The sequence below is a fragment of the Mesorhizobium sp. M0854 genome, assembly GCF_040319815.1.
Lineage (GTDB): Bacteria > Pseudomonadota > Alphaproteobacteria > Rhizobiales > Rhizobiaceae > Mesorhizobium.
The window spans coordinates 1-24,630 of sequence record NZ_JAMYOL010000023.1; the positions used below are offsets into that span (position 1 = coordinate 1).

General features: G+C 60.0%; 16 protein-coding genes and 9 pseudogenes. 14 read left to right on the forward strand and 11 right to left on the reverse strand.

Annotation, left to right across the window (positions count from 1 at the left end; all coding sequences use genetic code 11):
* The 4 genes and pseudogenes from NKH99_RS25245 to NKH99_RS25260 all read left to right on the forward strand — a co-directional run.
* Nucleotides 1-647, forward strand: a 647-nt coding sequence (locus NKH99_RS25245) for a transketolase family protein (protein ID WP_353016189.1), incomplete at its 5' end; no start/stop codon positions are given.
* A gap of 106 nt (nt 648-753) precedes the next feature.
* A pseudogene (locus tag NKH99_RS25250) lies at nt 754-1,040 on the forward strand (transposase); the annotation flags it as partial.
* A 71-nt stretch (nt 1,041-1,111) separates the two neighbouring features.
* Nucleotides 1,112-1,267, forward strand: a pseudogene (locus NKH99_RS25255) (ATP-binding protein); the annotation flags it as partial.
* Between the two features lie 266 nt (nt 1,268-1,533).
* On the forward strand, nt 1,534-1,890 hold the full coding sequence (locus tag NKH99_RS25260; protein WP_352453730.1) for a hypothetical protein: 357 nt from the start codon (nt 1,534-1,536) through the stop codon (nt 1,888-1,890).
* A gap of 138 nt (nt 1,891-2,028) precedes the next feature.
* Here the strand turns inward: NKH99_RS25260 and NKH99_RS25265 are convergent, their stop codons facing one another.
* Nucleotides 2,029-2,982 (reverse strand): glycosyltransferase family 10 domain-containing protein, encoded by a 954-nt coding sequence (locus NKH99_RS25265; RefSeq protein WP_352881705.1) that lies wholly within the window; start codon nt 2,980-2,982, stop codon nt 2,029-2,031.
* A gap of 551 nt (nt 2,983-3,533) precedes the next feature.
* Here NKH99_RS25265 and NKH99_RS25270 point away from each other — a divergent pair.
* Nucleotides 3,534-4,657 (forward strand): annotated as a pseudogene (locus NKH99_RS25270) (tyrosine-type recombinase/integrase).
* 38 nt (nt 4,658-4,695) lie between these two features.
* Here NKH99_RS25270 and NKH99_RS25275 read toward each other — a convergent pair.
* Together NKH99_RS25275 and NKH99_RS25280 are read right to left on the reverse strand one after the other, a co-directional pair.
* Nucleotides 4,696-4,830 (reverse strand): hypothetical protein, encoded by a 135-nt coding sequence (locus tag NKH99_RS25275; RefSeq protein WP_353016191.1) that lies wholly within the window; start codon nt 4,828-4,830, stop codon nt 4,696-4,698.
* Between the two features lie 69 nt (nt 4,831-4,899).
* Nucleotides 4,900-6,561 carry a tannase/feruloyl esterase family alpha/beta hydrolase gene (locus NKH99_RS25280; protein ID WP_353016194.1) on the reverse strand — a complete coding sequence of 554 codons (1,662 nt, stop codon included), beginning with the start codon at nt 6,559-6,561 and terminating at the stop codon, nt 4,900-4,902.
* Between the two features lie 191 nt (nt 6,562-6,752).
* Here NKH99_RS25280 and NKH99_RS25285 point away from each other — a divergent pair.
* Nucleotides 6,753-7,071: pseudogene (locus tag NKH99_RS25285) on the forward strand (integrase); the annotation flags it as partial.
* Nucleotides 7,072-7,263: 192 nt separating this feature from the next.
* On the opposite strand, the pseudogene NKH99_RS25290 reads toward NKH99_RS25285, so the two are convergent.
* The 3 genes and pseudogenes from NKH99_RS25290 to nadE all read right to left on the reverse strand — a co-directional run.
* Nucleotides 7,264-7,332, reverse strand: a pseudogene (locus tag NKH99_RS25290) (hypothetical protein); the annotation flags it as partial.
* Between the two features lie 661 nt (nt 7,333-7,993).
* On the reverse strand, nt 7,994-9,076 hold the full coding sequence (locus NKH99_RS25295; RefSeq protein ID WP_352835558.1) for a sensor histidine kinase: 1,083 nt from the start codon (nt 9,074-9,076) through the stop codon (nt 7,994-7,996).
* A gap of 404 nt (nt 9,077-9,480) precedes the next feature.
* Nucleotides 9,481-9,812 (reverse strand): annotated as a pseudogene (nadE, locus tag NKH99_RS25300) (NAD(+) synthase); the annotation flags it as partial.
* A 1,013-nt stretch (nt 9,813-10,825) separates the two neighbouring features.
* On the opposite strand from nadE, the gene NKH99_RS25305 reads away from it, so the two are divergent.
* Complete coding sequence (locus NKH99_RS25305; RefSeq protein ID WP_353016292.1) at nt 10,826-12,892, forward strand: carbamoyltransferase family protein; 2,067 nt, start codon at nt 10,826-10,828, stop codon at nt 12,890-12,892.
* An 85-nt stretch (nt 12,893-12,977) separates the two neighbouring features.
* Here the strand turns inward: NKH99_RS25305 and NKH99_RS25310 are convergent, their stop codons facing one another.
* Complete coding sequence (locus tag NKH99_RS25310; protein ID WP_352457364.1) at nt 12,978-13,154, reverse strand: hypothetical protein; 177 nt, start codon at nt 13,152-13,154, stop codon at nt 12,978-12,980.
* A gap of 320 nt (nt 13,155-13,474) precedes the next feature.
* On the opposite strand from NKH99_RS25310, the gene NKH99_RS25315 reads away from it, so the two are divergent.
* The 5 genes from NKH99_RS25315 (at nt 13,475) to NKH99_RS25335 (ending at nt 17,138) form a co-directional block, all read left to right on the forward strand.
* Nucleotides 13,475-14,659, forward strand: coding sequence for a glycosyltransferase family 9 protein (locus NKH99_RS25315; protein WP_352791170.1), 1,185 nt, complete (start codon nt 13,475-13,477; stop codon nt 14,657-14,659).
* Between the two features lie 538 nt (nt 14,660-15,197).
* The gene (locus NKH99_RS25320; protein ID WP_352453587.1) at nt 15,198-15,482 is read left to right on the forward strand and encodes a type II toxin-antitoxin system TacA family antitoxin; all 285 of its coding nucleotides are present in this window, start codon (nt 15,198-15,200) and stop codon (nt 15,480-15,482) included.
* On the forward strand, nt 15,483-15,992 hold the full coding sequence (locus NKH99_RS25325; protein WP_352835552.1) for a GNAT family N-acetyltransferase: 510 nt from the start codon (nt 15,483-15,485) through the stop codon (nt 15,990-15,992).
* A 190-nt stretch (nt 15,993-16,182) separates the two neighbouring features.
* Nucleotides 16,183-16,617 (forward strand): hypothetical protein, encoded by a 435-nt coding sequence (locus NKH99_RS25330; RefSeq protein WP_352858011.1) that lies wholly within the window; start codon nt 16,183-16,185, stop codon nt 16,615-16,617.
* A gap of 236 nt (nt 16,618-16,853) precedes the next feature.
* Complete coding sequence (locus tag NKH99_RS25335; protein ID WP_353016197.1) at nt 16,854-17,138, forward strand: hypothetical protein; 285 nt, start codon at nt 16,854-16,856, stop codon at nt 17,136-17,138.
* 105 nt (nt 17,139-17,243) lie between these two features.
* Here the strand turns inward: NKH99_RS25335 and NKH99_RS25340 are convergent, their stop codons facing one another.
* The 3 genes and pseudogenes from NKH99_RS25340 to NKH99_RS25350 all read right to left on the reverse strand — a co-directional run.
* Nucleotides 17,244-17,579: an FMN-binding negative transcriptional regulator gene (locus NKH99_RS25340; protein ID WP_353016200.1), complete on the reverse strand. Its 336-nt coding sequence runs from the start codon at nt 17,577-17,579 to the stop codon at nt 17,244-17,246.
* Nucleotides 17,570-17,641: pseudogene (locus NKH99_RS25345) on the reverse strand (hypothetical protein); the annotation flags it as partial. The pseudogene NKH99_RS25345 and the gene NKH99_RS25340, both read right to left, overlap by 10 nt.
* Nucleotides 17,642-17,730: 89 nt before the next feature.
* A pseudogene (locus tag NKH99_RS25350) lies at nt 17,731-18,613 on the reverse strand (class I tRNA ligase family protein); the annotation flags it as partial.
* A 442-nt stretch (nt 18,614-19,055) separates the two neighbouring features.
* Between NKH99_RS25350 and NKH99_RS25355 the strand changes: the two are divergent.
* Both NKH99_RS25355 and NKH99_RS25360 read left to right on the forward strand, forming a co-directional pair.
* On the forward strand, nt 19,056-20,702 hold the full coding sequence (locus tag NKH99_RS25355) for an MFS transporter (protein WP_353016202.1): 1,647 nt from the start codon (nt 19,056-19,058) through the stop codon (nt 20,700-20,702).
* A gap of 891 nt (nt 20,703-21,593) precedes the next feature.
* Nucleotides 21,594-21,793, forward strand: a pseudogene (locus tag NKH99_RS25360) (phage integrase N-terminal SAM-like domain-containing protein); the annotation flags it as partial.
* A 751-nt stretch (nt 21,794-22,544) separates the two neighbouring features.
* On the opposite strand, the gene rlxS reads toward NKH99_RS25360, so the two are convergent.
* Nucleotides 22,545-24,515 (reverse strand): relaxase/mobilization nuclease RlxS, encoded by a 1,971-nt coding sequence (rlxS, locus tag NKH99_RS25365; RefSeq protein ID WP_353016204.1) that lies wholly within the window; start codon nt 24,513-24,515, stop codon nt 22,545-22,547.
* Between the last annotated feature and the right edge of the window lie 115 nt (nt 24,516-24,630).

Here is a 24,630-nt window from a genome sequence, read left to right on the forward strand (position 1 = left end):
AACTCAATGTGAAGATCGTCTGCGCCTTACCGGGGCTGACGACCGGCTACGGCCCCAGCCACCAGGCGACGGAGGACATCGCGATTTTCCGCGGGATGCCGAACCTGACGATCATCGACCCTTGCGACGCGCTCGACATCGAACAGGCCACGGAGGCGATCGCGGACTACAACGGGCCGGTCTACATGCGGCTTTCGCGCGGTAAGGTTCCTGTCGTGCTCGACGAAGACGACTATACATTTGAAATCGGCAAGGCGCGAATGCTGCGCGAGGGCGCGGACGTATTGTTCATTTCCAGCGGCCTGATGACCATGCGCGCGCTGGAGGCCGCGAAGGCGCTTGAAGCCGACAGGATCGGCTGCGCCGTTCTGCACGTTCCGACGATCAAACCTCTGGATACGGAGGCGATACTCGCTGCCGCGCGCCGTTCGGGACGGCTGGTGGTGGCGGCGGAGAACCACACCATCATTGGTGGCCTTGGCGAAGGCGTTGCCGCGCTGCTGATGCGCGAGAGAGTGACCCCAGTCTTTCGCCAGATCGCCCTGCCCGACGAGTTCCTCGACGCTGGCGCGCTGCCGACGCTTCACGATCGCTACGGGATCTCAACTTCCGAGCTCGTGCGCCGCGTCCGCATTTGGAGCGAATGAGAAGTAAGAGCTCTCCCCACACAACAGTTGAGTCATCGACCTTGACCTTGCCCCTCTTATCTAATCCGGTTTGAAGTTCGTTCTGGCCCATCGAGAGGACCAGGACATGAAACGTAGCCGCTTCTCTGAAGAGCAGATCATCGGAATTTTGAAGGAACATGAGGCCGGGGTATCGGTTGCCGATCTGTGCCGCAAGCACGGGGTCAGCGACGCCTCGATTTACAACTGGAAGGCCCGCTTCGGCGGGATGGATGTCTCCGAGGCTCGGCGACTGAAGGCTCTGGAGGACGAGAACACGCGGCTGAAGCGGCTTTTGGCCGACGCCATGCTCGACAATGCCGCGTTGAAGGATCTTGTGGGAAAGAAATGGTGACGCCCGCGGCCAAGCGGAAACCTTTCCAGCGACCAGATCGATCAACTTCAACGCCGACTGCAACGGACCAGGCGATCAAGGAAAGGTGCATCATGAAGCATTCGCGGAGCCGACAATAGCCGACGCCATTCTCGACCGGATCATCCACAACGCCCATCGCATCACCCTCGAAGGCGACAGCATGAGAAAGCAAAAAACACCGCCGCCCTTGACCGGCGCCGAAAACGGCGAAATCAATCGCAAATGACTTCAACCAGGCAACCGAGCGCCGACCCCATCCTGCTGTCCGCGAATTAGTGAAACTGCTGTCCGCGATTTAGCGGAACGACTGTCCCGTTTTTGCGAAATACGCACGTCCGACGCAGCTTGCGTTGACAGAGGCGGTTTTACGCGCAGTTGCAATAGCACTTCCGCCGGCCTATTTTTGTGGAGTTCAATTGTGGTTCGGCCAAGGGCGCTTTGGGCGCCGGACCGGCCCCGTGTAAACCTCATTAAAGAGAGACGAACCCTGCCATGGAAGAATTCTTATCGCGCATCGCCACTGGTGCCGGCATCGGCCCGGCTCTCGCAGAGAAGGCCGTTGGGTTAATGCTGGGTTTCCTGCAACGCCACGCGGCCGACGGTCCCGTTGCGCGCATGATCGCGGCCATTCCCGGAGCTTCGGAATTAGTGGCGAAGTATCATGGCAACGACCCAGAGGGCGGAGGCGGCCTCATGGGGCTCGGCCAGCAATTGATGAGTGAGGGTCTCAGCATTCTAAAGATCGCCGCCATCGCCAACGAGACGATCGCCTTCGCCAAGGAACATGCCGGCGACGAACTCGTGGACGAGGTCCTCAATTCCGTTCCTGGCCTTCCCCAGTTCGTCTGATCAGCGGCAGCCGGGGGCGCATGACCTCGTGCGCCCGTGCTGGCCCGTCTGCGCAGGTAGGCATTCTCCGCCGAGCGCTCCGTACCGATCTCGCCAGACCACCAACCGCCGGGCACGCGAAGCGAGCGTTGGAGTACTTCATTCGTCTGTCCCAAAATCGACCGCAGGCGAACCGATGTGTATAACTTCCGGCGGTAAGGGTTTATCGTGAACGCTTTCGATGAAGCCCGCGAGATAAGCAAACGTATTGTATTTCTCAAGAACCAACCGCTTCGCCTCTTGTATTGCGCCGCGACGCTCCTTCCAGAGGTCCGAGTCGATGATTTCTTGAATTTTTTGGATTACGTTCTTGTCCTCTGGGTCAATCAGAACCATTGAGTCGGAAGGGAAGAACCTCGTGATTGCCGGGCTGCCGTAATAGATCGGCATTGTTTCAGCAACGAAGCAGTCCATAAGCTTCTCTGTAAAATAGTAATCAGCACGAGTATTCTCGAAAGCTATACTGTAACGGTACGGTGCGAGTGCGTCCCATTTATCTCCAATCAGCCGAAAACCTCGGCCGAACAGGTCAAAATCGAGCTCCTCTCTCAGCCGTTCCAGAAACGCCAGCCGATATCGATGCCCTTTAAGCAGGGCGATGTTACTGGTAATCCATGAGAGCCGAAGCGGCTTGTCCACGACTTCGCTGACCAGAAGTTGGTCATATGTCTTTGTTACAGACCAAGACCGAGTGATAGGTGGAGACAAAACGAATCGGCGCTCTGCATTCTGCCGAGCAGCCAGCTCTGCGTCAGACGTCAGGACGATGGTATTTTTCCCTTGCCCTTCATGAAATGCGCGATGAGCTTTCGTCGGCGGTTCGCCGATTGCAAAAATTGTCCTGTTTGGACTCGCCTCGATATCAACAGGGAGCCCAAAAATAGAAGCAGAGTTAAAGACAATATGCCAATCGGGCGCGAAGGATGTCCTGCGTACAAAAGCGACATTGTTCCAGATTCCACTGCCCTTTGGAGTGAGATGGTGGATTGCATCATCCAAAACGCCCCAAGAATCCAGACATGTAGCAACAATGGGCGCCGGACGTTCCGTCAACAATTTGGTCGACAAAGCAGTTCCACCCCATTCACTTCCGTTGGACCGGGAGCAACTCGTGCATCGGGCGCAAGACCTCTCTGCGCCTGAAATAGCTCGCGATCCTGATCGGTATCAAACACACGATTCTGTGCGACTTCGCGATTCTGTGCGACTTCGCGCCATTCGACAACTCATCTCTAAGACCGCGGGAATCCCTTCACTCGTGAAGGTACTCAATCGCCATTTCGGATTGCGGTAAGATTGGGCAGCATAAACCTTCCGGGACCCGCTGTCGAGGCAATTGTCGCTTTGCACCTAACCAGGTTCTTCCTCACTTTGTGTGGTGATCAGGCCGGTTGAGTGGCAGCATGCGTGCCCTCTAAAATATGGAAGTTGACTACATTCTTATTATCAATCGGGATATACGACCAGTTTAGAGGCGGCTCGCCTCTCACAGGCGACGTTTGCAGCGGCGACGGCAGATCGAGATATTGGCGGGTTGATGCCGGGGCTTTGTCCGAAATCTGTGGTCCGATTTCGGACGAAGTGACGGTCAAGATGTCCGAAACATGCTACGAATTTCGGACAAGCTTCACACACAAAGCGCCGCGGCTTTGCCCGACATCATCGATATCGTCATGCAGATGGGCGATGCCGACCTAGCCTCGTCCCCTCCCCTTCCAGCCATTGCCAATCCCAGCCTGCCTGCGCATCTTGAGGCGCTCGCCGGCCGCGCGCGCGATTATATCGAGGCGGCGAGTTCGGCCAACACGCGCCGCGCCTACGCAGCCGACTGGAAGCATTTTTCGAGCTGGTGCCGGCGCCAAGGCATCGAGATGTTCCCGCCCGATCCTGAGGTCGTCGGGCTCTATATCGCCGCCTGCGCGTCAGGTACGGCCACTGGCGACAAAAAGCCCAACACCGTTTCAACCATCGAGCGCCGGCTTTCGTCGCTCTCCTGGAATTTTGCCCAGCGCGGCCAGCCGCTGGACCGCAAGGACCGGCATATCGCCACGGTGATGGCTGGCGTTCGCAACACCCACGCCTCCCCTCCCCGGCAGAAGGAAGCGATCCTGCCCGAGGATCTGATCGCATGTTCGAGACCCTCGACCGCGGCACGCTGCGTGGTCTGCGCGACCGCGCCATGCTGCTTTTGGGTCTCGCCGGCGGCCTTCGCCGATCCGAAATCGTCGGCCTCGACGTCGGCAGGGATCAGACCGAGGACGGGCGCGGCTGGGTCGAGATTTTTGCCGATAAGGGTCTGCTTGTCACATTGCGCGGCAAAACCGGCTGGCGCGAGGTCGAAATCGGCCGCGGCTCCTCCGACGCCACCTGCCCTGTGGTCGCTCTGCAGACCTGGCTAAGACTGGCGCGCATTGCGCACGGACCGCTGTTTCGGCGCGTTGCTGGTCAAGGCAGAGCCGTCGGTGCCGATCGCTTGAACGACCAGGAGGTCGCACGCCTGGTCAAGCGCACGGCGCTCGCCGCCGGCGTGCGCGGCGATCTGTCGGAGGGCGAACGGGCCAAGAAATTCGCCGGCCACTCACTGCGCGCCGGCCTCGCCTCGTCGGCCGAGGTCGACGAACGCTATGTGCAAAAACAGCTCGGCCATGCCTCCGCGGAGATGACGCGAAATTATCAGCGCCGGCGCGATCGTTTCCGCGTAAATCTCACCAAGGCGTCCGGGCTCTGATGCCCCCGTTTTGTCCGCTGGGATGAGGCGGTCAGATCTCAGGCGATAACAATTACCTCATCGAGCACAGCGAGCGCTGTGTCCAGACTATCGGCGGCCGACGCTTCGTAGTCAGGCATGATCATCAACTGCGTTATGGCACGGCCCACAAATTCCGGGTTTAGCTTTTCCAACCGATCCTTGGTCCGGGAGACCTGTTCCGGGAATGCGCGCAGATTGAAGCGAACAAATGACGAGGTCTCTTATCCCCGACACGAATAGCTCGCGATCTCATCGGGATTTCCCTTACCGCCATAGGCAGCTTGAGTGGGATAAGCGCAGATCGGCTGGTGCTTGCCGGGGAATGCCTTGCTGCCAGCCGCGAGAGAATCCGGAGCCTTGTCTTGGTTTATCCAGCCCTCGATGGCGGCCAAAGGATCAAAGTCGTCGAAGGCTTGGCCATCGCCGCAGTGGGTCATCCCCGGGATTATGAACATGCGCACGAAACGGCGAGTCGCTTCCAAATCGCCGCCGCTTGTGACCTCGACGACTTGCTTGTACCAGCGCACCAGATCGTTGGCTGAGAAGACCGGATCGGAAAGTCCCTGAAACAAGAGCAGCTTTCCACCGTGGGCAGCGAAGCTGGCGAGATACGTGCCGGTCGCATCATTGAGCTTGGCCGTATCCGCAACGCGTGCCGGATCCTTGTCGAAGTCGAACTTCAGGGGGTCAAAATTCGGCGCCGGGGGCGTCATGAAGTAGTATTGAAGCGAGCGGGCTCCCAGAACGATGTTATTTGCATCCGACTGGGAAGTGGGGGAATTGCCCAGCTTCCACATTCTCCAGTCCGCGCCCGCAACGCCCGTATCATATGGCCAATCGCTGTAAAGCTTTTCGCCATCGGAGCTTTCCGGACCCGCGAACGCGCGGCTCATGGCCTGCACTTGACCAGCCGTGAGGCAGCTGTCCGTCTTATCGCCTTGGCAGGACAGGACCTTTGGGTCGAACCGGCACTGCTGCCAGGCGTTGATGACGCCATCCTCAATGCCATCGCGGGCATCACAGGCAGCGAGAACCGCCTTGGCGACGATGTTCAGATCCTGCTGGGAGAAGGCGCGGGACAGAATGGGATGGCCGGCCTCATCCTTGGGAGCGATGCTCATGTACTGGCGAGTATCCCAGGCTTCGGCAATGTTGGCGGCACTGAGACGAAAACCCGGGCTACCTGCAACAATGCCGTCGAACTCGAGCGGATATCGCTGAGCCGCTATCAACGCCTCACGACCGCCATTCGAGCATCCCATGAACACCGACTTTTTCGGAGCCGCCCCATAGAACTTTGCAATCACCTGCTTCGAGACCGAAGTGACTTTGCCAATGGAGGCGTACGCAAAATCAATGCGTGCGGCTTGATCGACCCCGAAAGCCGGATCGGGGCTTGGGTGCCCGCCATCCATGCTTACAACAGCGTAGCCGCGCAAGAGCCCGGGAGCCGCGGTCGAGTTCCGGCAAGGAATGGTCCCGACGGCCGGCGCCAGGAAGCCATCAACTGCGCCGCCGCCCTGGAAAAGGAACATGTCGTTCCAGGTCGTCGGAAGACGCACCTCAAACCGGGTGCCATATGATCGACCATCGACCCCCTGGCGTTTCCCGATAACACCTCGGACAAGGCAGTGCCCGCCCACTTTTACCGCCTGAGGCGAGGCGCCGGTGAATGCAGTGAAGGGATCTGCGGGGATCTCCTGCGGCTTTTGAAGGCTAGCCTCGGTAAAGATCACGCTTGGAATTTTGAGCTTGGCGATGGACCGGCACGCCTGATCCGACGCGTTTGCCGCCAGTGCAGGCGCACATACACATATAATCGCCAACATCAGTGCCAGCGTGCACCCGCGGTCCCGCAGCTTGAGCCCGTTAGCCAAGAACATACCCATCCTCCCTGGATGCGCCCGATAGCCCGAAAGCTGATCGCATTGGTAGCTAGTTGTGAGCTTTCAGTAGCTTGTCCATCCGGTCCGAACCGGGAAAGCTGAGATTGTCGAAGCTTCAGTGACTCCAGGGGGACCGGATGAACATCCATAAGAATACCGGTCTGACGCCGCTCGGTCGAGAGTGGATTTTTTGCGCCTGGGCGCGCCGGCAGCACCTCGGAGGTGTTGCCGCCTGATCCGCAGACCGTCGGCCTCTACATCACGGCCTGTGCATCCAGAAAGGTTACAGGAGACAAGAAACCAAACTCTGTGGCGACGATCGAGCGCCGTCTCTCCTCCCTGGCGTGGAATTATACGCAGCGTGGCGAGCCGCTCGATCGAAAGGACCGCCATATCGCCACCGTGCCCGCCGGCATCCGTAACAGCCACGCAAAACCGTCTGTGCAGAATGAGGCCATACTTCCCGAAGACCTGATCGCCATGCTGGAGACGGTGCTCCGCAAGACCCATCAGGTCGCCCCAGGCCAGAGCAACCGGCTCGTCCCCGGGGAGGACGAAACGGTCGACCACTTCGCTTGTTCGACTTGTGTTCGGGCGACTTATCCCGGCTTCTATGCATCGCGCTTCGGCGCGGCGAGCTTTGTCCAACGCGCCAAGCCTTTGAACCGAATCGCTGTAGACGGAAGTCGCGGCGAGCTTCGCGTTGTTGATCGGAGCATCGAACCAGGCGTCGTATCCGCGGTATCCACCCCATCGTCTGTCGCGCAATCTGTTGGCGAGCGCGTCCTCAGCCGTTCGATCGCGGCCGTCTTTGCCGCAAACTATTATATGGCGGCCGCCGATGCCATTCGGGCGCGCAATATCTCAGGGGTTGAAGGATCGTCGATCAGTTTTCCGATGTCTTGGCGGGCCGCGATGATCTGCACATGACCCTACAAAGATTGCGCGTAGTAGGAAATACTGGTGCAACTGGTCACCCCAGGCGTCAGGATAATCGTAGAACCAATCGAACGAATGCACGCATCGCGGTTTGCCTACAGCACTGCTCTCCTGTCCCGATAGCGCAAATTCGCGGTTACCTCCGGCCACGAACGGTCGGACCAATTTTATTTGTAGGTTAGACCTTCGTCCTCGGCAAGATTGGCCAAGCGATGACTCGCTGCTGAATTGCCGGCCCGCGCGTGATGAGCGCGAAGGCGTCAGGTGCCCCCGCCGTCAAGACTCAAGCCGCAACGTAATCAGGCGGGAGTGCCTTCCGCTAGGTGGGGATGGACTGGCCGCCGAAGTCAGAAGCAGCAAGCCTGGAGCATAATGGAAGACCTCGACCATGTGAAACAGGCCGTGAAGGGCGACCTAGCCTATTTGCAGCCACCTGCTCAAAGCCGCGACATGAAGCCAGCCGCCAGCCTGCTAGTTCGACAGCAACCGTTCAGCTTGCTGCCGCCGACCGCTTGAAAACGATGGTCACCTTCGTCCCTTTGTTGGCGCTGGACTCGACGGCTAGCTGCGCCTTGGCGTTCTCGGTCAGCGATCGCGCGATCAGCGCTCCGAGCTTGCCTGGTTTGGGCCACACCTCGCCTTCCGGCAGGCCGATTCCGTCGTCCGCCACCATAACCCGGCAGCCGTCGCCATCGACGACGCTGTGCAGTGTTATCGTGCCGCCATCGCGGCCCCGGAACGCATGCTTTAGTGAATTGGTCAGCAATTCGTTTACGACCAGCCCGGCCGGCATGGCGACGTTTATTGACACGGGATATGTATCCACCTTCATATCCAGCCGGATCCCCTCGACTGCATGCGAGCTCATCACCGCGGACGCGATCTGGCTGAGATAGACGCCAAGATCGACCTCCTCCTTCGGCTCGTCGGCCGTTAGCGTCTGGTAGAGGATCGCCAGAGCGTCGACGCGACCGGCGAGCCGCTCAAACCGTCTCCGGTCGGCCTCGGTCGCGTTGCGGCTTTCCAGCCGGATCAGCGCGGTGATCATCTGCAGGTTGTTCTTCACCCGGTGCTGCAGTTCGCGCAGCAGCGTGTCTTTCTCGCTGACACGCTCCTCGGCCGAGCGCTGATCTCCCGCCTCGCCGTGAGCCGATACGTCGACCAGGGCCACCAGTCGGAAGCAAACCTTACCGTTGTCGTCTTCGATCACGTTGGAATAAACGTCGACGATCGCGGGTTTGTCCTCGCCGCGCTCCAGCCTGAAGGTGCCGACCAAATCGGTTCCCTCGACCACCGCCTCGGCTAGCGGCCTGTCCTTTTGCTGATGGAGGCCCGTGCCTAAAAGGGCCGCCCAGTTTTCTTGGGTGAGCCTGGCGGCCATCAGGCCTGAGAGTTTCTCGAATTCCGGATTGGCGTAGACCACGCGCTCTTCACCGGCAAGGTCCGAAACGGCTATGGCGATCGGCACCTGGTCGAGGAATTTCTTGAACTGTTCGCTTTCCAGTGCGGTTGCAAGGTCAGGTGTATCAAGTAACTGCTCGACCGCCTCAGCCTTCTCTGAATCCGATGTCATTTGCGCGCCTGTTCTGTGCGGATGATATCAACAATGCGGCGAGCCCGCCATCGCCAAAACTGGAGCTGCATCTCACGTTTCGCATCACGCATCTGACAACCAGCTCTGCATAGCGTAACGGCCGCACGTCTAGCATTGCGACCGGCCGAAGGAGAGCGGCAAGGATCGGCTACAATCCAGGTGCCTGGAATGTCGAAGCGACCGGTCAAGTGGGTACGCTGCGGAAGATCGATAGAGCAGGCATTCAGGGAGAATGAGTTCGCGTGCCGGCCTCGGCGATACGTGCCGACACTGTCAACCTCATGACCGCATGCGGGCTGAAAGAGCAGCGCTTCGCTCCAGCGGTAATTCAGGCCGCTAGCTGCCTAACTGCGGCAAGCCCATCGATCGTGTATGTTGAGACGCTATTGCCGATGCCTAAATATCGAACCCGTCATGGCAATCGTTGTGACGGGAAGCGCTCGCTTATGGGCTGTGCTGGAATGCGCATGAAGTATACGCCTGTGCGCCGCTTCGTTGATCTCTTGGCCTTCGAGGAAGTCGTCAATCTCATCGTATGTGAGACCGGGACGAGGTTCTCCAGGTCGGCGGTCGGGATCTTTTCAATAAGATCAGACGGAGCGCCCAGACACACTGCCAAGGCGCGAACTCTGCGCTTGCTCAGCCCGGAAAAAGGAAGAATGTCTGCGGCACCATCGCCGAACTTGGTGAAGAAGCCCATCAAGGCCTCGGCTGCTTCGAAGCGACTTCTGAAAAAGAAGTGTGGGTTTGCTCTCATACCCTTTGCTGAAAAATGTTGTCATAGAGCGCATGGAATGCCACGCGCTTCGAATCGGAGTAGCCATCCGGGAAGCCTGAAGCCCCTTTGAAGCGCATGTCCGGCAGCTATTCATAGCGTGGATGACTTTGATCGAAACAAACGATTTCATAACTCTTCGGAAATCTTGCATGGACAAAAGCACGTCCGCACCGGTCACCCATCCAAAGGAGAAAATCTTCCATGCGCCCTGACGTGCAGTGGAGGTCGTGCCGAGAAGTGAGTTGCAACTGGCCGATCATGTCGGCGGTTCGACGCTAGTCGTCCCCAATGTTCCTGAGCTGCGAAGTCTTGCAGGCGAGCCAGCTGCCCAGCGCGATTCTGCTTGTGGCGGGCTTTTTGCCGCAGGCAGTCCGCTCGTTTGGGCAGCGGATTGGAGACCCGGCCGGCAGCGCTACCATACAACATCAGCGCACTTTACATCTACGCGGTATTGCCGGGCTTCCAGTCGGTGCCATGTTTGGCCGACGAATGACGCGATGCGGCCTCCTGCACAAGCGAAGGAGTTATCGGATGTGCGACCGGGAAGCAGGCGGACAGTGCAGCACATGTCAGTCGCCTGTGCGACGGTCTTTCGGGGAATGAAATCGGGCCAGTTCACGGCGCGGCATTATTCGTCAACAGCCGCCCCTTCGCAAGGATATAGGCAGCCCGCGTCACAAGTTCGTGCTGCAGATGAAAACGGCATCGCCGGCATGCAAGTCAGCAGCCGCTCAAGATTCGATGATCCAGCCAAGCTCTCGGCGTCATGGAATGGCAGGCGCCACGATCGAAGCATCTCATGTTGATTCAGGCGGACCCTTATGAGGCGTTCTTTGATGCCGGTGATGCCTGACAGGCGGTTGCAGCTGCAAGCGACAACGCGGCCTATTTAGTTGGAAACGGTCTGAGGCAGGCCAATTTGGCTTGCCCGTCACTATGTGGAGAAAGAAATGCTGTGTCTAGGAATTAGCGGCGGACTTGACCAAGTCCATGAAAACCGATTCGAGCTTCGGAACGCCTTTATGCACGATGGCGCCGCGGTGCTCGTCCGAGACGGACGGGTGATAGCAGCCGTCGAAGAGGAACGCCTCAATCGGATGAAACACTCCAACAAGCTCCCAATTCGTTCGATTCAATACTGTCTGTCAGCGGCGGGGGTTCAGCTCAACGACATTGATCGTGTCGCGCTCTACGCCAGCGAGCCCTATGCCAACGCCATGCTTGAAGGTATGTCCGCATCCCACCCGGACATTCTCTCCATTCCGTTGGATGCTAAAACGTTGGTGCAGGATCTGTTAACGCGTGAGTTCGGCACTAAGTTGGACAGTTCGCGTATTTCATTCGTAAGTCATCATCAGGCGCACGCCGTGAGCGCCTTTGCAATGTCGGGCTTCGAACAAAGTCTCATTCTAGCGATTGATGGCTCTGGTGATTTCCTATCGGGCCTCTTGGCGGTAGGGTCTGGCACAGAAATTACGCAACTCGAGGCTTTCCCCGAGAACAATTCTCTTGGGCTGTTTTATCTCGAGACGATCCGCTATCTCGGCTACGGCTTGTTCGACGAGTATAAGGTAATGGGACTCGCGCCCTACGGCGACCCCGCTCCCTATCGCGAGCTCTTCGAGCAGTTCTACGAGCTCTCCGCCAACGGCGGTGGCTACCGTGTTCACCTCGACCGCATCGGTCCGGCGTTGCTCCGCAATATCGAGGTCAGGCGAAAGGGAATGCCCTTCACCCAGCAGCATCGAGATGTGAGTGCGTCACTGCAGGAAGCGCTTGAGCGGATCGTGTTCCACATTCTCCGGCATCACCGTGAGGCCACCGGCATGAAGCGGTTGTGCCTGGCGGGGGGGGTGGCCCACAACTGCACGATGAACGGTAAGCTGCTGTATTCAGGGCTTTTCGAAGACATTTTCGTGCAACCCGCGTCTCACGACGCTGGCTGCGCATTGGGAGCTGCGCTGATAGTCTCTAACGAGATGGGCCGCCCCGCGCCGTGTGAGCGACTGCAGGGGGTCTATTGGGGTCCTGATCTCGGGAGCGAGCGCGCCGTGCAACAGGAACTGAATGCATGGGCCGGACATCTCGAGGTTGAACGCTCTGATGACGTGGCAAGCAGTGCAGCCGACTGGATCGCCAACGGCGCCGTGATCGGCTGGGTGCAGGGTCGTTCGGAGTTTGGGCCACGTGCGCTGGGCAACCGCAGCATTCTTGCCGACCCTCGGCCCGCCGCAAACAAGGACCGGATCAATGCGATGGTCAAGAAGCGCGAAGGCTATCGGCCCTTCGCGCCATCTGTGCTGGAGGAGGATGCGAGCGAATTTTTCGACCTCCCGGACGGTAGGCACGAATTTCCATTCATGAATTTCGTCGTTCGCGTGCGTGACTCAAAGCGCGCCTTGCTCGGTGCCATCACGCACGTCGACGGTACCGCTCGCCTGCAAACAGTATCGCGCAACGCCAATCCCGCGTACTGGGAGGTCATCAATGCGTTCAAGAAGCGCACAGGCACTCCAATTCTGCTCAATACGTCCTTTAACAACAATGCCGAACCGATCGTGGATTCGGTTGCAGACGCGATTGCCACCTTTCTGACGACAGAGCTGGATGGACTTGTGGTCGGGCCCTTCCTGGTAAAAAAGCGGACTGCAACGCTGCAGGATTGGACTGCGCTTGCGGTTTCGTTGCCGCCCTATGTGTCCCTCCATCAAACCCGCGCTTACAAAGCGCCAGATCGTCGGGAGACTCACTGCGAGATCAGCACGACCCACTTCAGCAGTGACAGTGTACGAATTTCACACGACTTGTTTAATCTGCTGATGCGGATTGAGGGCGAAGCCGTGTTGGGAGATCTCCTCAATACAATTGCGCCGGATCAGGCTAAGCGTGAAGCTCTGATGGAGGGCCTGCGACGGCTGTGGGAGCAGCGCCTCGTTCGATTGCATCCCTCACAAGCTGCTCGCATGGATCAAGACTGCGATCAAACGCTGGACCAGCATAACAGGCTCTCAGCGTGATAGAGGTGCCGCTATCCAAGCTCGGCGAATAATGGTGTTCATCGATGCCGCCTGCCACCTCACCGCTGGCAGGCAGTCGACTTCATCACAGGGTTGATTCGTCCACTTCACCTTGGACGACCGGACGCGCAGAAAAAAGCGGCTGCGGCGGGTCCTTGCTAGCGACCGTGATGCGGGACCACAGCGACAGGGCGTGCCCGAGACGGTCAATGCGGCCGGCGGTGTCGTCGCCGGCGGCGACGGTCGCATTCAGGATCAGCATCGACCAAAGAGCGAGGCCACTGCCGTTATGCTCCGAGATCTGGGGACGGCGGCTTGGCGATCACCGTCTACTCGGCGTTGCCGAACTCACTGCATGCGAGACCGTGACGAAGCCCTTCACATTGCGGGTCGGGACATAGCTGGCTTTCTTGGCGCGCTACCATCGCTAGAGATGCAGACTTCGCCCAACAGCTCCTGCTGGAGCGCGGCTTGGATCTGATGGCAGAATTCTTGCGGAGACGCGGACAAAGTGGGGAGCACTCCAATCTACACACGCGTCACTGGGCTATCAGTGTTGACCGTATAATTTTCGGAATGGCAATGGCATATTTTACAAAGCACGACGGCAATCAAATTATATACCGCAGCTGGGAAGAGCCGGAACAGTCAAGCGCAAGGATGAGAATTTTGGTCCTCAAGCTTGATCATGTCGGCGACTTTTGGATGTCTCTAGGGCCTCTAAAGGACCTTCGTCAGCGTTTTGCGCATGCCCACATTACGCTGGTGGTGGGAAGCTGGAACATCGCTACTGCAAAACAGTTCGACCTCGCCGACGATCACGTTGCTTTTGACTTTTTTCCTCGCAACCCAAAAGTCAAAACGCGCAAAGAAGCCGCGGACATAAGGCCGCTGCTGACCGGCGAGTTTGATCTTGCCATTGATATGCGTGTTCCGGAAGAAACAAGGCCGATCTTGCTTGAAGTTCCCGCCAGGCACCGTGCGGCGATAGTTGATCCGTACAGCATGCATCAGATCGATATTGCGATAGCGCCATTCAATCTGAAACTGCGCAGAACCATTTTCTACAAGCTGGTCCAAAAAATAGGGCTTGCTAACAAAATCCCCCGTAGATGGCTTGATTGGTTCATTGACCGTAAGCAGGTGCGTCTCCAGCATGTGTCAGAAATCCTCCTCTTTCTGGTCGCAAAGGCAGCTGCCTATTTCGAAAGCGGAGCGGGTCACCCACAGAATTCGACTACAGGCAATGCCCCGATTGTCGTGGCTCCGTTCTCCAATTCCAGCCTGCGAGATTGGCCGATTGAAAGTTTTGGCAAAGTTGTCGCTGCTCTTTCGACCCGTGGTGAGGTGGTCCTCGTTGGCCGTGGCGAATGCCTGGAAGCGCTTGAGGAGGTTGCGAAGATAGCTAGGGAACGTGGGGCCGCGAACATTCGGACGGCTGTCGACTTGTCAGAATTGGAATTCAATTGTCTCGTGAATTCGGCCGCCCTCGTCGTTTCGAACAATTCAGGCACCGGCCATGTCGCTGCCCAGCTTGGCCGCCCTACTATCGGCATTTTCACGGCGTCACATCTACCGGAGATTTGGGGGTTTCGAGGTCCCTTGGTCAGCATGCTTATGAGTGTTATTGAATGTCGCGGATGTGGTCTGGACCAAGTGCGGCATTGTCCGGTCAAAGTCCGATGCAAGTTCGACATCACGCCGGATCTCGTGATTGCCGAGGTAAACGCCTTGATGAATCATTGTAAGGGTACGGCACAAACTTAGTGGCTCGCGGTCACCACAACCGCGATTGCCCAGCCCTTGTCGCTGATTCAATCGCTACAATCATCTAAAGGCCGAAATTCAGAATCGAATCGACTTGTTCGAAGGACCGCAGTGGCGATGTCACATTGGCCGACAGGTGGCATAGAGCGGCGCCTGAGAATGAAAGTGCCGCCGCCCAGGCTTCATAGCCGTTCCTCCTTTGTGGCGTGACGGCCCGAAAGTCGCCATCGCGTCAGATGTTCATCAGCTTCGGGATAGCCGGGGCTCGTCCGGCGACAGTCATGGCAGCGACTTCGCTTCTGGACCCGCTCATCCGGCCGCCAAAAACAAATGCGCTTTCTAAGCCGTAATTGATCCGCCGGAGCTGACCAAAGCCACCTTGCTCTGGGTTGCGGCAATGGCGACTGGGGCGAGAAGCCGAGAAGAACCGATGCGGCGAGAAATCCTGAGACCATCCGCCACGAGACGTCGCCAGGGAACGTAGTATTGCGTTCCGCGTTACACTAACGTATATACGTCCGCAGCACAGGAGCGCGCCATGGCCACCACACCCACCAGGAAGGAAGCACCCGTCTCGATGCGGTTTCGCGACGATGATCTCACCATCATCGACCGCGGCGCGGAGCTGCTCGGCCTGTCGCGCACGGAGTTCATGCGGCGCGCCGCGCTGCACGAGGCGCAGGCGGCCATCCTCAACGAAACCGTCATCCGCGTGTCCCCGGAAGCCTATGACGCCTTCATGCAGGCGATCTCAGCCCCGGCCGCTGCGCCCCCGGCGAAGGCGGCCGAGCGGCTGCGTCGGTCCCCGCCCTGGGACCGCTAGGTGGCGCTTTCAGGCATCGAACTCCTCGACCACGCACACCGCCTCGACAGCTTCGATTGCGGCAAGCCGGCGCTCAATGCTTGGCTGGCCGGCTTCGCGCGAACGAACCAGGCCCGCGGGTTTACCCGCGTCCTGGTCGTTCACGACGAGGGAACAGTCGTCGGGTATTACGGCCTCGCGCCGGGCGTGATCCAGCCAAATAGCGCACCGCGCGCCATCCGCACCGGACGCCCGCCCGATCCGATCCCCTGCCTGCTGATCGGACAACTCGCCATCGACCACCGCTATGCCGGACAAGGCGTCGGTAGCGGCTTGGTCAAGGACGCGCTGTATCGCTGCGTCGCCGGCGCCGACATCGTCGGCGGCCGCGCGGTGGTGGTGCGGGCGATCGACGCCGAGGCAGAGCGCTACTGGCAGAGCTGGGGCTTCATTCCCGCGCGGGACAATCCGTCGGTGCTCATGCGCTCGATCCAGGACGTGAGCCTCTGGCTGGCCGACAAAGGCCACTAGCTCCGCGCGCGTAGCGCCTCCGGAAGCGGCAGGTCTGCGCGCCGGCCTGCCGCCGACCGGGCTCTAGTTGCGGCGTCCCGCCGCTCCCCGAGCCGGCTTCGCCGTCTCGGCGTTCGGGTGACCCCTCACGCAGGGCCAGAGGGAGACGGCGGTCAGAGCGAGGGAGCCCTGGAGAGAAGGGAAAGTCATGATGTCGATGATATTCATAGGGGGTTCACGCGAGATATTTGAGCTGACGGAACCTGCCATCGCTCGGATCCGCCCAATCGTTGTTGCCGTGCACGGCGTGCTGATTGGCGACGCGTCTGGAGCCGATGCCGAGGCGCAGGGCCTGCTCGCGGGCTACGGCTACAAACATGTCGGGGTCTTCCATGCGGCCAAGGAACCCCGCAATGATCTGGGCGACTGGGCTGCCTACCGGGTCCCGTCTCCTGAAGGTGCTAGAGGATACTGGATCTACGCCGCCAAAGACCGGGAGATGGCGCGCGCCGATTTTGGGATGATAGTCTGGGACGGCGCATCACCCGGCACGGCCGTCAACGTGCTTCGGCTCGCCATGGCGAACAAGCCGAGGTCATCTACGATCTGGCCAGGGGCAGCATGGCGACTACGCACCATGTCGTAGACTGGTGCGCCATTGCTCCGCGATGCCGGTCCAGACATTCGGCGCGCCAAGCCGAAGCCCGCATGACGCGAGGCGAGCGCCTGGCGTTGCCGGGATGATGTACGCGCGGTCCCGGCGGGTCCAACGCGATAGGCTTGATCCGGCCCCGCGCCCCCAACTCCACTTGTATGAACGGCCGGGGCCGGCCCTTTTCGAAACCGGCTCACCGCCGCGTGGCGTTGTGCAGGATGATTGTCTTGACCCGTCTCGCATCTGAAGCGGGTGCAAGCCTGCCGCACATGCCGCTGCTTGGTCATGCGAGGCATCGCTACCGTGGGGCGTGGCGTTCGCCGATCTCCAAACCGCTGTGCCGCCATACCGAACACGCAAGGCGGTTTAACCGCCAGGCTGCTGTTCAAGGTATTAACGACGCAGGCGGCATGACCGGCGAGACTGGCGGGGTAAGCAGCTTCCATCGATCCGGCGGCATTGCGGATGTGGCTGGCGATGGCGGCCTGAGTTCTTGTCCATCTGCCGCATAGCGGGTGGTCAGATGCTGGTCGCGTTTCCGGCGAGCCGAAGCATTTGTCTCTCAAGGTCACCCGTTGGAAATCCAGCACCAGCGGCTTGTCGGGACAAGATAGTTGCTATTGGGATTTGGCCGCCGCAACCGCGAGCATCGCTTCTCCCATCCCATTGACGCCTCGGGCATTCAGCATTTCACCAGCGTTCTGAATGTCGCGCACCTCTTTGTTCTGGCTGAGTTTTGATTTACCAACCAGGCTGGTGATCTCGATTTCCAGGGCGACGATCGCCTTCACCATCGTGTCAATGAAGTCCTTCGGCGCGTCGCCCATCTTCCACGGGGCAGGCTGCGAGGCTTCATGCATGTGAGTGAGCTTCGCCACGTTACGGCGCACATAGCGCTCATCATCCCGGACAGTGATGCGTGTCCGTGGGCGTGGACGACGAGATAGTTCCACGTCGGCGCCTGGTTATGGAATTCATGCTTGCTTGGACCAGTTCGGCGAGATGTAAGCGTCAGACCGTCGAGCTCGTCCCGGACCGCATGGCGCTACGGCGCCACCTCCAGCCCGGCGAGACAGTCGTCATTGTCCGTGAGGGTGACCGCCCCTCTATGGTGAGAATATTGATCGCCGGCAACTTATGGCGCCTGCCGACCTCAAATTCGTTGAAGTCGTGCGCCGGCGTGATCTTGACCGCGCGGCTGCCTTTCTCCGGATCAGAATACTCGTCCGCCACCACCGCGATCCTGCGGCCGACGATCGGCAGAGGATGAGGTTCTTGCCGACAAGATGCCGGAAACGCTCGTCGTCGGGATGCACCGCCGACCGCCATATCGCCCAGCATCGTCTCCGGGCGGGTCGTCGCCACGGTGATGAAGGTTTTAGGATTTTCCGGATCCAAAACCTCGCCCTCGACGGGGTAGCGGAAATGCCAGAGATTGCCGTTGACCTCCTGCTGTTCGACCTCAAGGTCGGACTCGCGGTCAAGAGCTTCGGGTCCCAGTTGACAAGCGCTTGTCCTTGTAGATCAGGCCTTTCCTTGTAGAGCGTGACGAACACTTCGAGCACCGCCCTGGACAGGCCCTCGTCCATGGTGAAACGTTCTCGGCTCCAGTCGGCCGAGGCCCCAGCCGCTTCAACTGGTTGAAGATCGCGCCGCCGGATTCGGCTTTCCACTCCCAGACTTTCTCAATGAACTCGTCGCGCGTCAGGTCACGGCGGTGGATCTGCTTCTCCATAAGCTGGCGCTCGACCACCATCTGCGTGGCGATGCCGGCGTGATCCATGCCGGGCTGCCACAGCACGTTCTTGCCGCGCATGCGCTCGAAGCGCACCAGAATGTCCTGCAGCGTGTCGTTGAGCGCATGGCCCATGTGCAGCGACCCAGTGACGTTCGGTGACGGGATGACGATGGTGAAGGCTTCCGCGCCCTCCTCGGCGCCTGCGCCGACACGAAACGTCTTTTGAAGCGTATTATGTTTTTTGTGCATAGACCAACGAGTTGAACGGCGGCCCCATAAATCGCCGATGTGATAGGTCGGGCGAAGGCGTCCACCAGCTCGTACTTGTCAAGACGATGCCACCCTTGATCTTGCACCCGCCTCCGATACCAGCGATGCGCTGCGTCGTACGCTCATGCCTGTCAGGATGGGATGGGCGCTGCTAGCACCGTGGCAGTTTGACAACCCGGCCATCGGGGCGGTAGCACCGTCCAAGGCCAAGAGTCGCAGGGCAGACCGCACCCCATCGGGCTGCGCGACCCAGACCAGCTGACGCCCAACTGGCACACTCATCGCGCATCAGCACCGTGGATGCGACATCTACTTTGTTGCGAGCGCGATATCGGAACTTGGTTGTGACGCAGCTGTGCGTAAGCGCACCGCTGTCAGCAAGTGAGTGAGCGAAAGAACTACGTGGTGGAGGTGAGAAGTCATGCGGCGTCAAGATTCCCCGCCCTTTGCGGCAAACACACTGATCCCTCTTCAGAATCCGGTCTTTCGTTCGATCTGGACAGCCACGCAGATATCCAGCCTTGGCTGGCTGGTGCAGAGCGTGGCTATAAGCTGGCTTATGGCAACGATTTCAGCCTCCGATCTGATGGTTGCGCTCGTGCAGGCTGCATCGACACTGCCCGCCTTCTTCTTGTCGATCCTTGCTGGAGCGATTGCAGACAGCTTCAGCCGCCGCGGCGTGATGCTTGCCGGACATTGCCTGATCGCACTGGCATCCACGGCGCTGGCTCTCTCTGTTGGACTGGGCTTTGTCAGTCCATGGCTGATCTTGGGACTGAGTTTCTTGGCGGGATGCGGCTTTGCCTTGAATGATCCAGCCTGGCACGCCTCGGTCGGCGACATCCTGGAAAAGCGCGACATACCCGCTGCAGTGACACTGATGTCGGTGGGGTACAACGTGGTTCGAAGCATAGGACCGGCGCTTGGCGGTGTAATTTTGGCTTTGCTGGGCCCCCTTACGGCTTTCGCCTTCGCTGCGCTGACCGACCTGGTCCCGTTGAGCGCTGTACTGCGCTCCAAGTGGCAAGTTCGCTCTTCGCCTCTTCCGCGCGAGCGGATGACGACGGCCATTCATGATGGCATGCGCTTCACGGCAATCTCCTCGGAGATCAGAGTGGCGATCGTGCGTGCAACCCTGTTCGGGCTGTCAAGCATCTCGATCCTTGCTCTGCTCCCCCTCCTGGTTCGCGACCAACTGGCGGGGGGGCCAATTGTTTACGGCGTCCTGTTGGCCGGCTTCGGCACAGGCGCCTTCATCGCGGGCATTGGCAATAGCTACTTGCGACGCATCACGTCCCAAAATCGATTGATCACGTTCGCGTCCGTTGCTTGCGCAACGTGTTGCCTTTTACTGGCTCTCACATCATCGGTGGCTGTAGCAGCGATCGCGCTTGCAATCGCTGGCGCAGGCTGGGTTGTCACCTGGACCGGAACCGACGTGTGTGTGCAGTTGGCAAGCCCAAGGTGGGTCGTTGGTCGCACCCTGTCGATCTATTACGCCCTGACCTACGGCGGCATGGCAGCGGGCAGCTGGATCTGGGGTGCTGTCGCGCAGAACTATTCCCTGACGTGGGCTTTGGAAGGTGCTGCAGCGGCGCTGTTGCTGGTTGCAGCTGTGGGAAAGCTATTGCCGGTCCGCCTATGGGAGGAATCGGATCAAGGGGCCTTCGACTTCAGGCCACCAGAACTGGCCCGCGATTTGAAGCCCAGGAGCGGCCCGATCGTGATCAAGGTGGAGTACTCGATACCCGAGGAGAATATCGAGGAATTTCTGAGCTGCATGCGCGAAAGGCGGCGCGTTCAGAGCCGTGCCGGTGCGCGGGACTGGACCCTCCAGCGCGATCTTCAGAACTCGACTCTTTGGACCGAGACATTCCGCACGCCGACATGGACGGACTATCTTCGTCTAAACCATCGGCTAACGGTGACTGACAGGGAAGTAGGCGAGCGCCTTGCCGCTCTGCAGGTCGGTGATTCTCCTCCTCGTCTCTCACTTTCGATTGAGCGGTCGACAAGCCCCGCCCCCGGCAGCCAAGTCCAGCCTGTGCCCTTTGTATCGCGCCCGTAAGGAAACCAGTAACTTTTCTGGGTTCGGACACGGGAATGGCCGAGACCTACTCCTTCTTTCGTCGGGTCTGCCCGGATTGCCATACGTTGCAGCCGGTTAGGCGAGCATGAGGATTTGTGTGGCACGTATGTCCACCACGGGCCCATGTCCAGCCCCACCGCCTCTGCGGCCATCAGATCGGCTTGGGCACGGGTTCAGGTCGCCTGTCCCCCTGCATCGCGGCGAGCAGCGGGAGCAAGGGGGGCGGAAGGGTCTCCCCGGTCTGCAGGGAGCGCAGCGGGCAGACGGAGGAATCCGCCAGCGGCGGCTTGCTGGGAGAGGGCCGCGCGCCTCTTTCCCCTCCCTGACAAAACGTGCCGCCAAGCACGTTCACGTCGGCGCAGCCGTGCCGCAGAGGCGGCCGCAACAAAGAAGGCCTACAAGGCGGAAGCATCGAAATGTTCGCCAGCGGGACCAATTCAGTTCGGTGCTGGAGAAAGCGATTCAACAGGGCGGCCATGGGAGCGCCAGCATAGCGCCGCTGTCAGGCGCGATGCGGACCGACAGCCCCGGCGAAGGGCGCTGATTGATCGACCGAAATTGGATCGGGTCATAATCCATGAATTTTTCACGATGCTTCAGCACGCGCGTGGATTTGTGCATTTAACTGCAGCGTCCAGGTGGTCCGGTGGAAGCGCGCCCGGGGCATCTTGGAACTTATTTGATGCAGCCATCCAGGACTGCTGCATTGCCACAGCAATGGTCACAACCTGCTAGGATCCGGACCCATAAAGGGATTGAACGAAGCCGCTGACGCGTCATTTGGTGCGTGGGTTTGCGGATGACGCTTCTGTTTTGAAGGATTGCGGCTGTTGAAGCGCAATCTTGAGAACAGGAGTTTGAGAGTTTGAGATGGCCGAGTTGAGCCCTCTTCACCGACGCATGATCGAGGACATGACGATCCGCAATCTGTCGCCGGCCACCCAGCGATCCTACGTGCACGCGGTGGCCAAGTTTTCGCGATATTCGACCGCTCGCCGGACCGGCTCGGCCTGGAGGACGTTCGCGCCTCCCAGGTGCATCTGGTCTCTACCGGAATCTCGTGCCCCTCCCAGGCGCTGCGCCAGTAAAGCGTCGGCGAGCCAGCATCCGACGGTGCGTTCGAAGCGATCTCATTCGGCGGCCATGATCGCGCCGGTCACCATGCCGCAGCGGAAAGCTGCCGAGCTCGTCTGGTCAGGTCGCTGACCGCCTCGTCGTCGCGGGCGACGATCGAAATCTTCCCCACCGCAGCGAGGTTTCTCCCGTTAGAAGATCCTCAGCGGGATGGGCTGCCAGTTCACGCCCGGTCAACAGCATCCGGCCCGCGGGGTCGACCTTGTCTCCCGGTCGTGTGAGCAGAAGAACATCGCGAAGTGCGGCTTCATCCTCGACGCCGCGAGCCTGCTTCGCCGTACCACGGCCGCCGAAAGCCCTAGGCGCTGTCACCAGGCGCCAGCCCACCTCTCTAGCTGGCGGACCATCTCATCGAGCGCGCCGATGGCTGCACCGTCAGTGATTGCAATGTCCTCAATGCGCCGCAACTGTTTGGGTCGGGGGCAGCCCTGTGCAACCAGGCCGGCACCGCCGCGTCGGCGCGGCTTCCGTGGCACCGGGAAGAGTGCCGTGGTGGCGCAGGAGGGTTTTGGCTCAGAATCATGGAACACGATGAATCATCGCGGCGCATTTTGTAGAGCGAACGATAAGTCTTGCACGACCAGCCATTTATCCCTCGCGAGATCAATGCCGCGGGCAATTAGCAGGCGAACTCCGTCCGGACTGAGTACCTGTTTCAACGCGGGCAAAAGAAGTTGTGTAGCCATGTCACGAAATGCTTGGTCCGCTTCTCTGCCGGCCGATGGTCCATGAAATCCCCTCTGCACGCACGACGCCGGAAACGTCCTTGCCGATATGATGCTCAAGCACCGGCCGCCATGGCACCAGCGTGAACTCGCGCGATTTCTCGATGACAGCGTATTTTCCGCCGGCGAGCTCGACGGAGCGGCGGAGCGTGCCTTCTATTCGATCTCCACTCTGGGCTTCAGAATAGGGCAGACCGAGTTCGTTCGACAACTGGCCGGCCACGCGGTTCAACTCGCGTTGGCGCAGCATCGAAAGCATGTTGGCGCGATAGACGATCCGGTCCTGCTCTTCCCGAGCAAGACCTTGCGCAATCAGCCACTGCCGTCGGCGGCCTTGCGCCTCTCGGACATCGCGGCCGAAACCAGAGCTGTGCAAGGCCTCCGGTATGTCGGAAACCAGCTCTCGATCGAGCCAGGTGGCGCCGTCGAAGCTGACTTGTTGTTCCAGCGGCGTCGATGAGAGCTTGTCAACCGTGACAGGCTCGGCCCCGGCCCGCTGACGCTCGTAGTCAGACACACGGTCGAGATGATCCGGTGCGACGATCCAGGTGCCGTCCGGCTCGCGCTCGACACGACCGGTCGCCCGGCGGATCGCCTCCAGTCGCCGCGCGTGCGTTTCGGCAAAGCGTTCGGTGGCCGACGGGTCATGCTTGAGATGGATATCGATGCTGTAGCGCCCGTCATGGGCCGTGGCGATCTCGGCAATTGTGCGGTCGACTTGCCTTGGCCCGGTGTCCCTCGGCGTGACCCGCACTATGCAGCCCTCTGGCGTCGGTTGGGTGGCCTCGCCTTTGCCGATATCAACATAGTGGCTTTTGCCGTCCACGCCGTCGACGACGAGGTAATGGCGGTCAGTGATTTCGTCGGCCAGGCCGCGCGCAATGATGCGGCCGACGACAGGCTGCATCTGCTCTGCAGATCGATCATGGACAACATAGTCGGCGGCACTGCGGGCGAGCCCCTTGCCGGTCAGTTCGCGGTGCATGGTCTTGATGATGTCGCCCCGCTCGCCGATGCGGCGCAGCGTCGCTTCAAGCTCGCCATCAAGGCGCCAGCGGCCCGAGCCGACTTCCTCAGCCAGACCCATCCGCTCGAGCTTGCGCAGGCGGCCCTGGTGCAGCGTCTGGCGAAACGTGTCTCGGCTGGCCGGTGAGACATGCCCCTCATGGTCGCGCATGCGGAGCAGCTGCCGATCTATGTTGGTGAAGCGTTCCCGCTCCATTTCCTGGCGCAGGCGTTGCTCGATCTCGCGGTCCGTTCTCGGGCCAAGGTCGAGGCTGACCAGCTCCGCCGCCCGTTCACGGATTCCAGACGAGATGTAGTCCCGCGCGATGACGAGGTTTTCGTCGCGGTCGTCCTTGCCGCGGACGATAATATGGGTATGCGGATGACCAGTGTTGAAATGATCGACGGCCACCCAGTCGAGCCTAGTGCCGAGGTCTTCTTCCATCTGCGCCATGAGGCGCCGCGTGAGCGGCTTCAAGTCATCATACTCGATGCCGTCTTCAGGGGCGACGATGAAGCGGAACTGATGCCGGTCGCCATCGGCACGATCGATGAAGGCCTTGCCATCAACGCGGTCGCTGTCGGCGCTATAGAGCTCGCCAGGCTCGCCTTCGCGGGTGACGCCGTCGCGCTGGAGGTAGCGAAGGTGTGCACGTGCCCCGTCAACACCCTTGCCGGCCAGCTTGACGATACGCGCCTTGACGACGGCGCGCCGCTGCCGAAACGCCGCGTGGGGGTCGCGCGCTCTGAGAACGGCGGCAGCAGCCCCGCCGCGCCCCGCCCGGCTTCCGATGAAGCGGCCACGGCGACCGCTGCCGCCGCCGGCTCGGTTGATCGCGGCGCGGATCTGGCCGGCGAAACGCTTGCCTGCCTTCGAGCCGCGCGATCCGATTTTGCCCAGGCTCGGCTTGAACTCTTCATCCTGCATTGAGCCTCCTAGTAATCTTAAGCAATATCAGAGGTTTGTCGGCAGCAGCTCTCCTGACGCTGAAGGCAGCCTCCGTGGAAAACGATGTGCAGACAAAGACTTCGCCGCCTCCAGG

Excerpts from the sequence above, each read along its gene's own strand:
- NKH99_RS25260 (WP_352453730.1), top strand. The coding sequence starts at position 1,534 with ATGGAAGAATTCTTATCGCGCATCGCCACTGGTGCCGGCATCGGCCCG.
- rlxS (WP_353016204.1), bottom strand. The coding sequence starts at position 24,515 with ATGCAGGATGAAGAGTTCAAGCCGAGCCTGGGCAAAATCGGATCGCGC.
- NKH99_RS25355 (WP_353016202.1), top strand. The coding sequence starts at position 19,056 with ATGCGGCGTCAAGATTCCCCGCCCTTTGCGGCAAACACACTGATCCCT.
- NKH99_RS25295 (WP_352835558.1), bottom strand. The coding sequence starts at position 9,076 with ATGACATCGGATTCAGAGAAGGCTGAGGCGGTCGAGCAGTTACTTGAT.
- NKH99_RS25310 (WP_352457364.1), bottom strand. The coding sequence starts at position 13,154 with ATGCTGATCCTGAATGCGACCGTCGCCGCCGGCGACGACACCGCCGGC.
- NKH99_RS25305 (WP_353016292.1), top strand. The coding sequence starts at position 10,826 with ATGCTGTGTCTAGGAATTAGCGGCGGACTTGACCAAGTCCATGAAAAC.
- NKH99_RS25330 (WP_352858011.1), top strand. The coding sequence starts at position 16,183 with ATGTCGATGATATTCATAGGGGGTTCACGCGAGATATTTGAGCTGACG.
- NKH99_RS25320 (WP_352453587.1), top strand. The coding sequence starts at position 15,198 with ATGGCCACCACACCCACCAGGAAGGAAGCACCCGTCTCGATGCGGTTT.
- NKH99_RS25315 (WP_352791170.1), top strand. The coding sequence starts at position 13,475 with ATGGCATATTTTACAAAGCACGACGGCAATCAAATTATATACCGCAGC.
- NKH99_RS25280 (WP_353016194.1), bottom strand. The coding sequence starts at position 6,561 with ATGTTCTTGGCTAACGGGCTCAAGCTGCGGGACCGCGGGTGCACGCTG.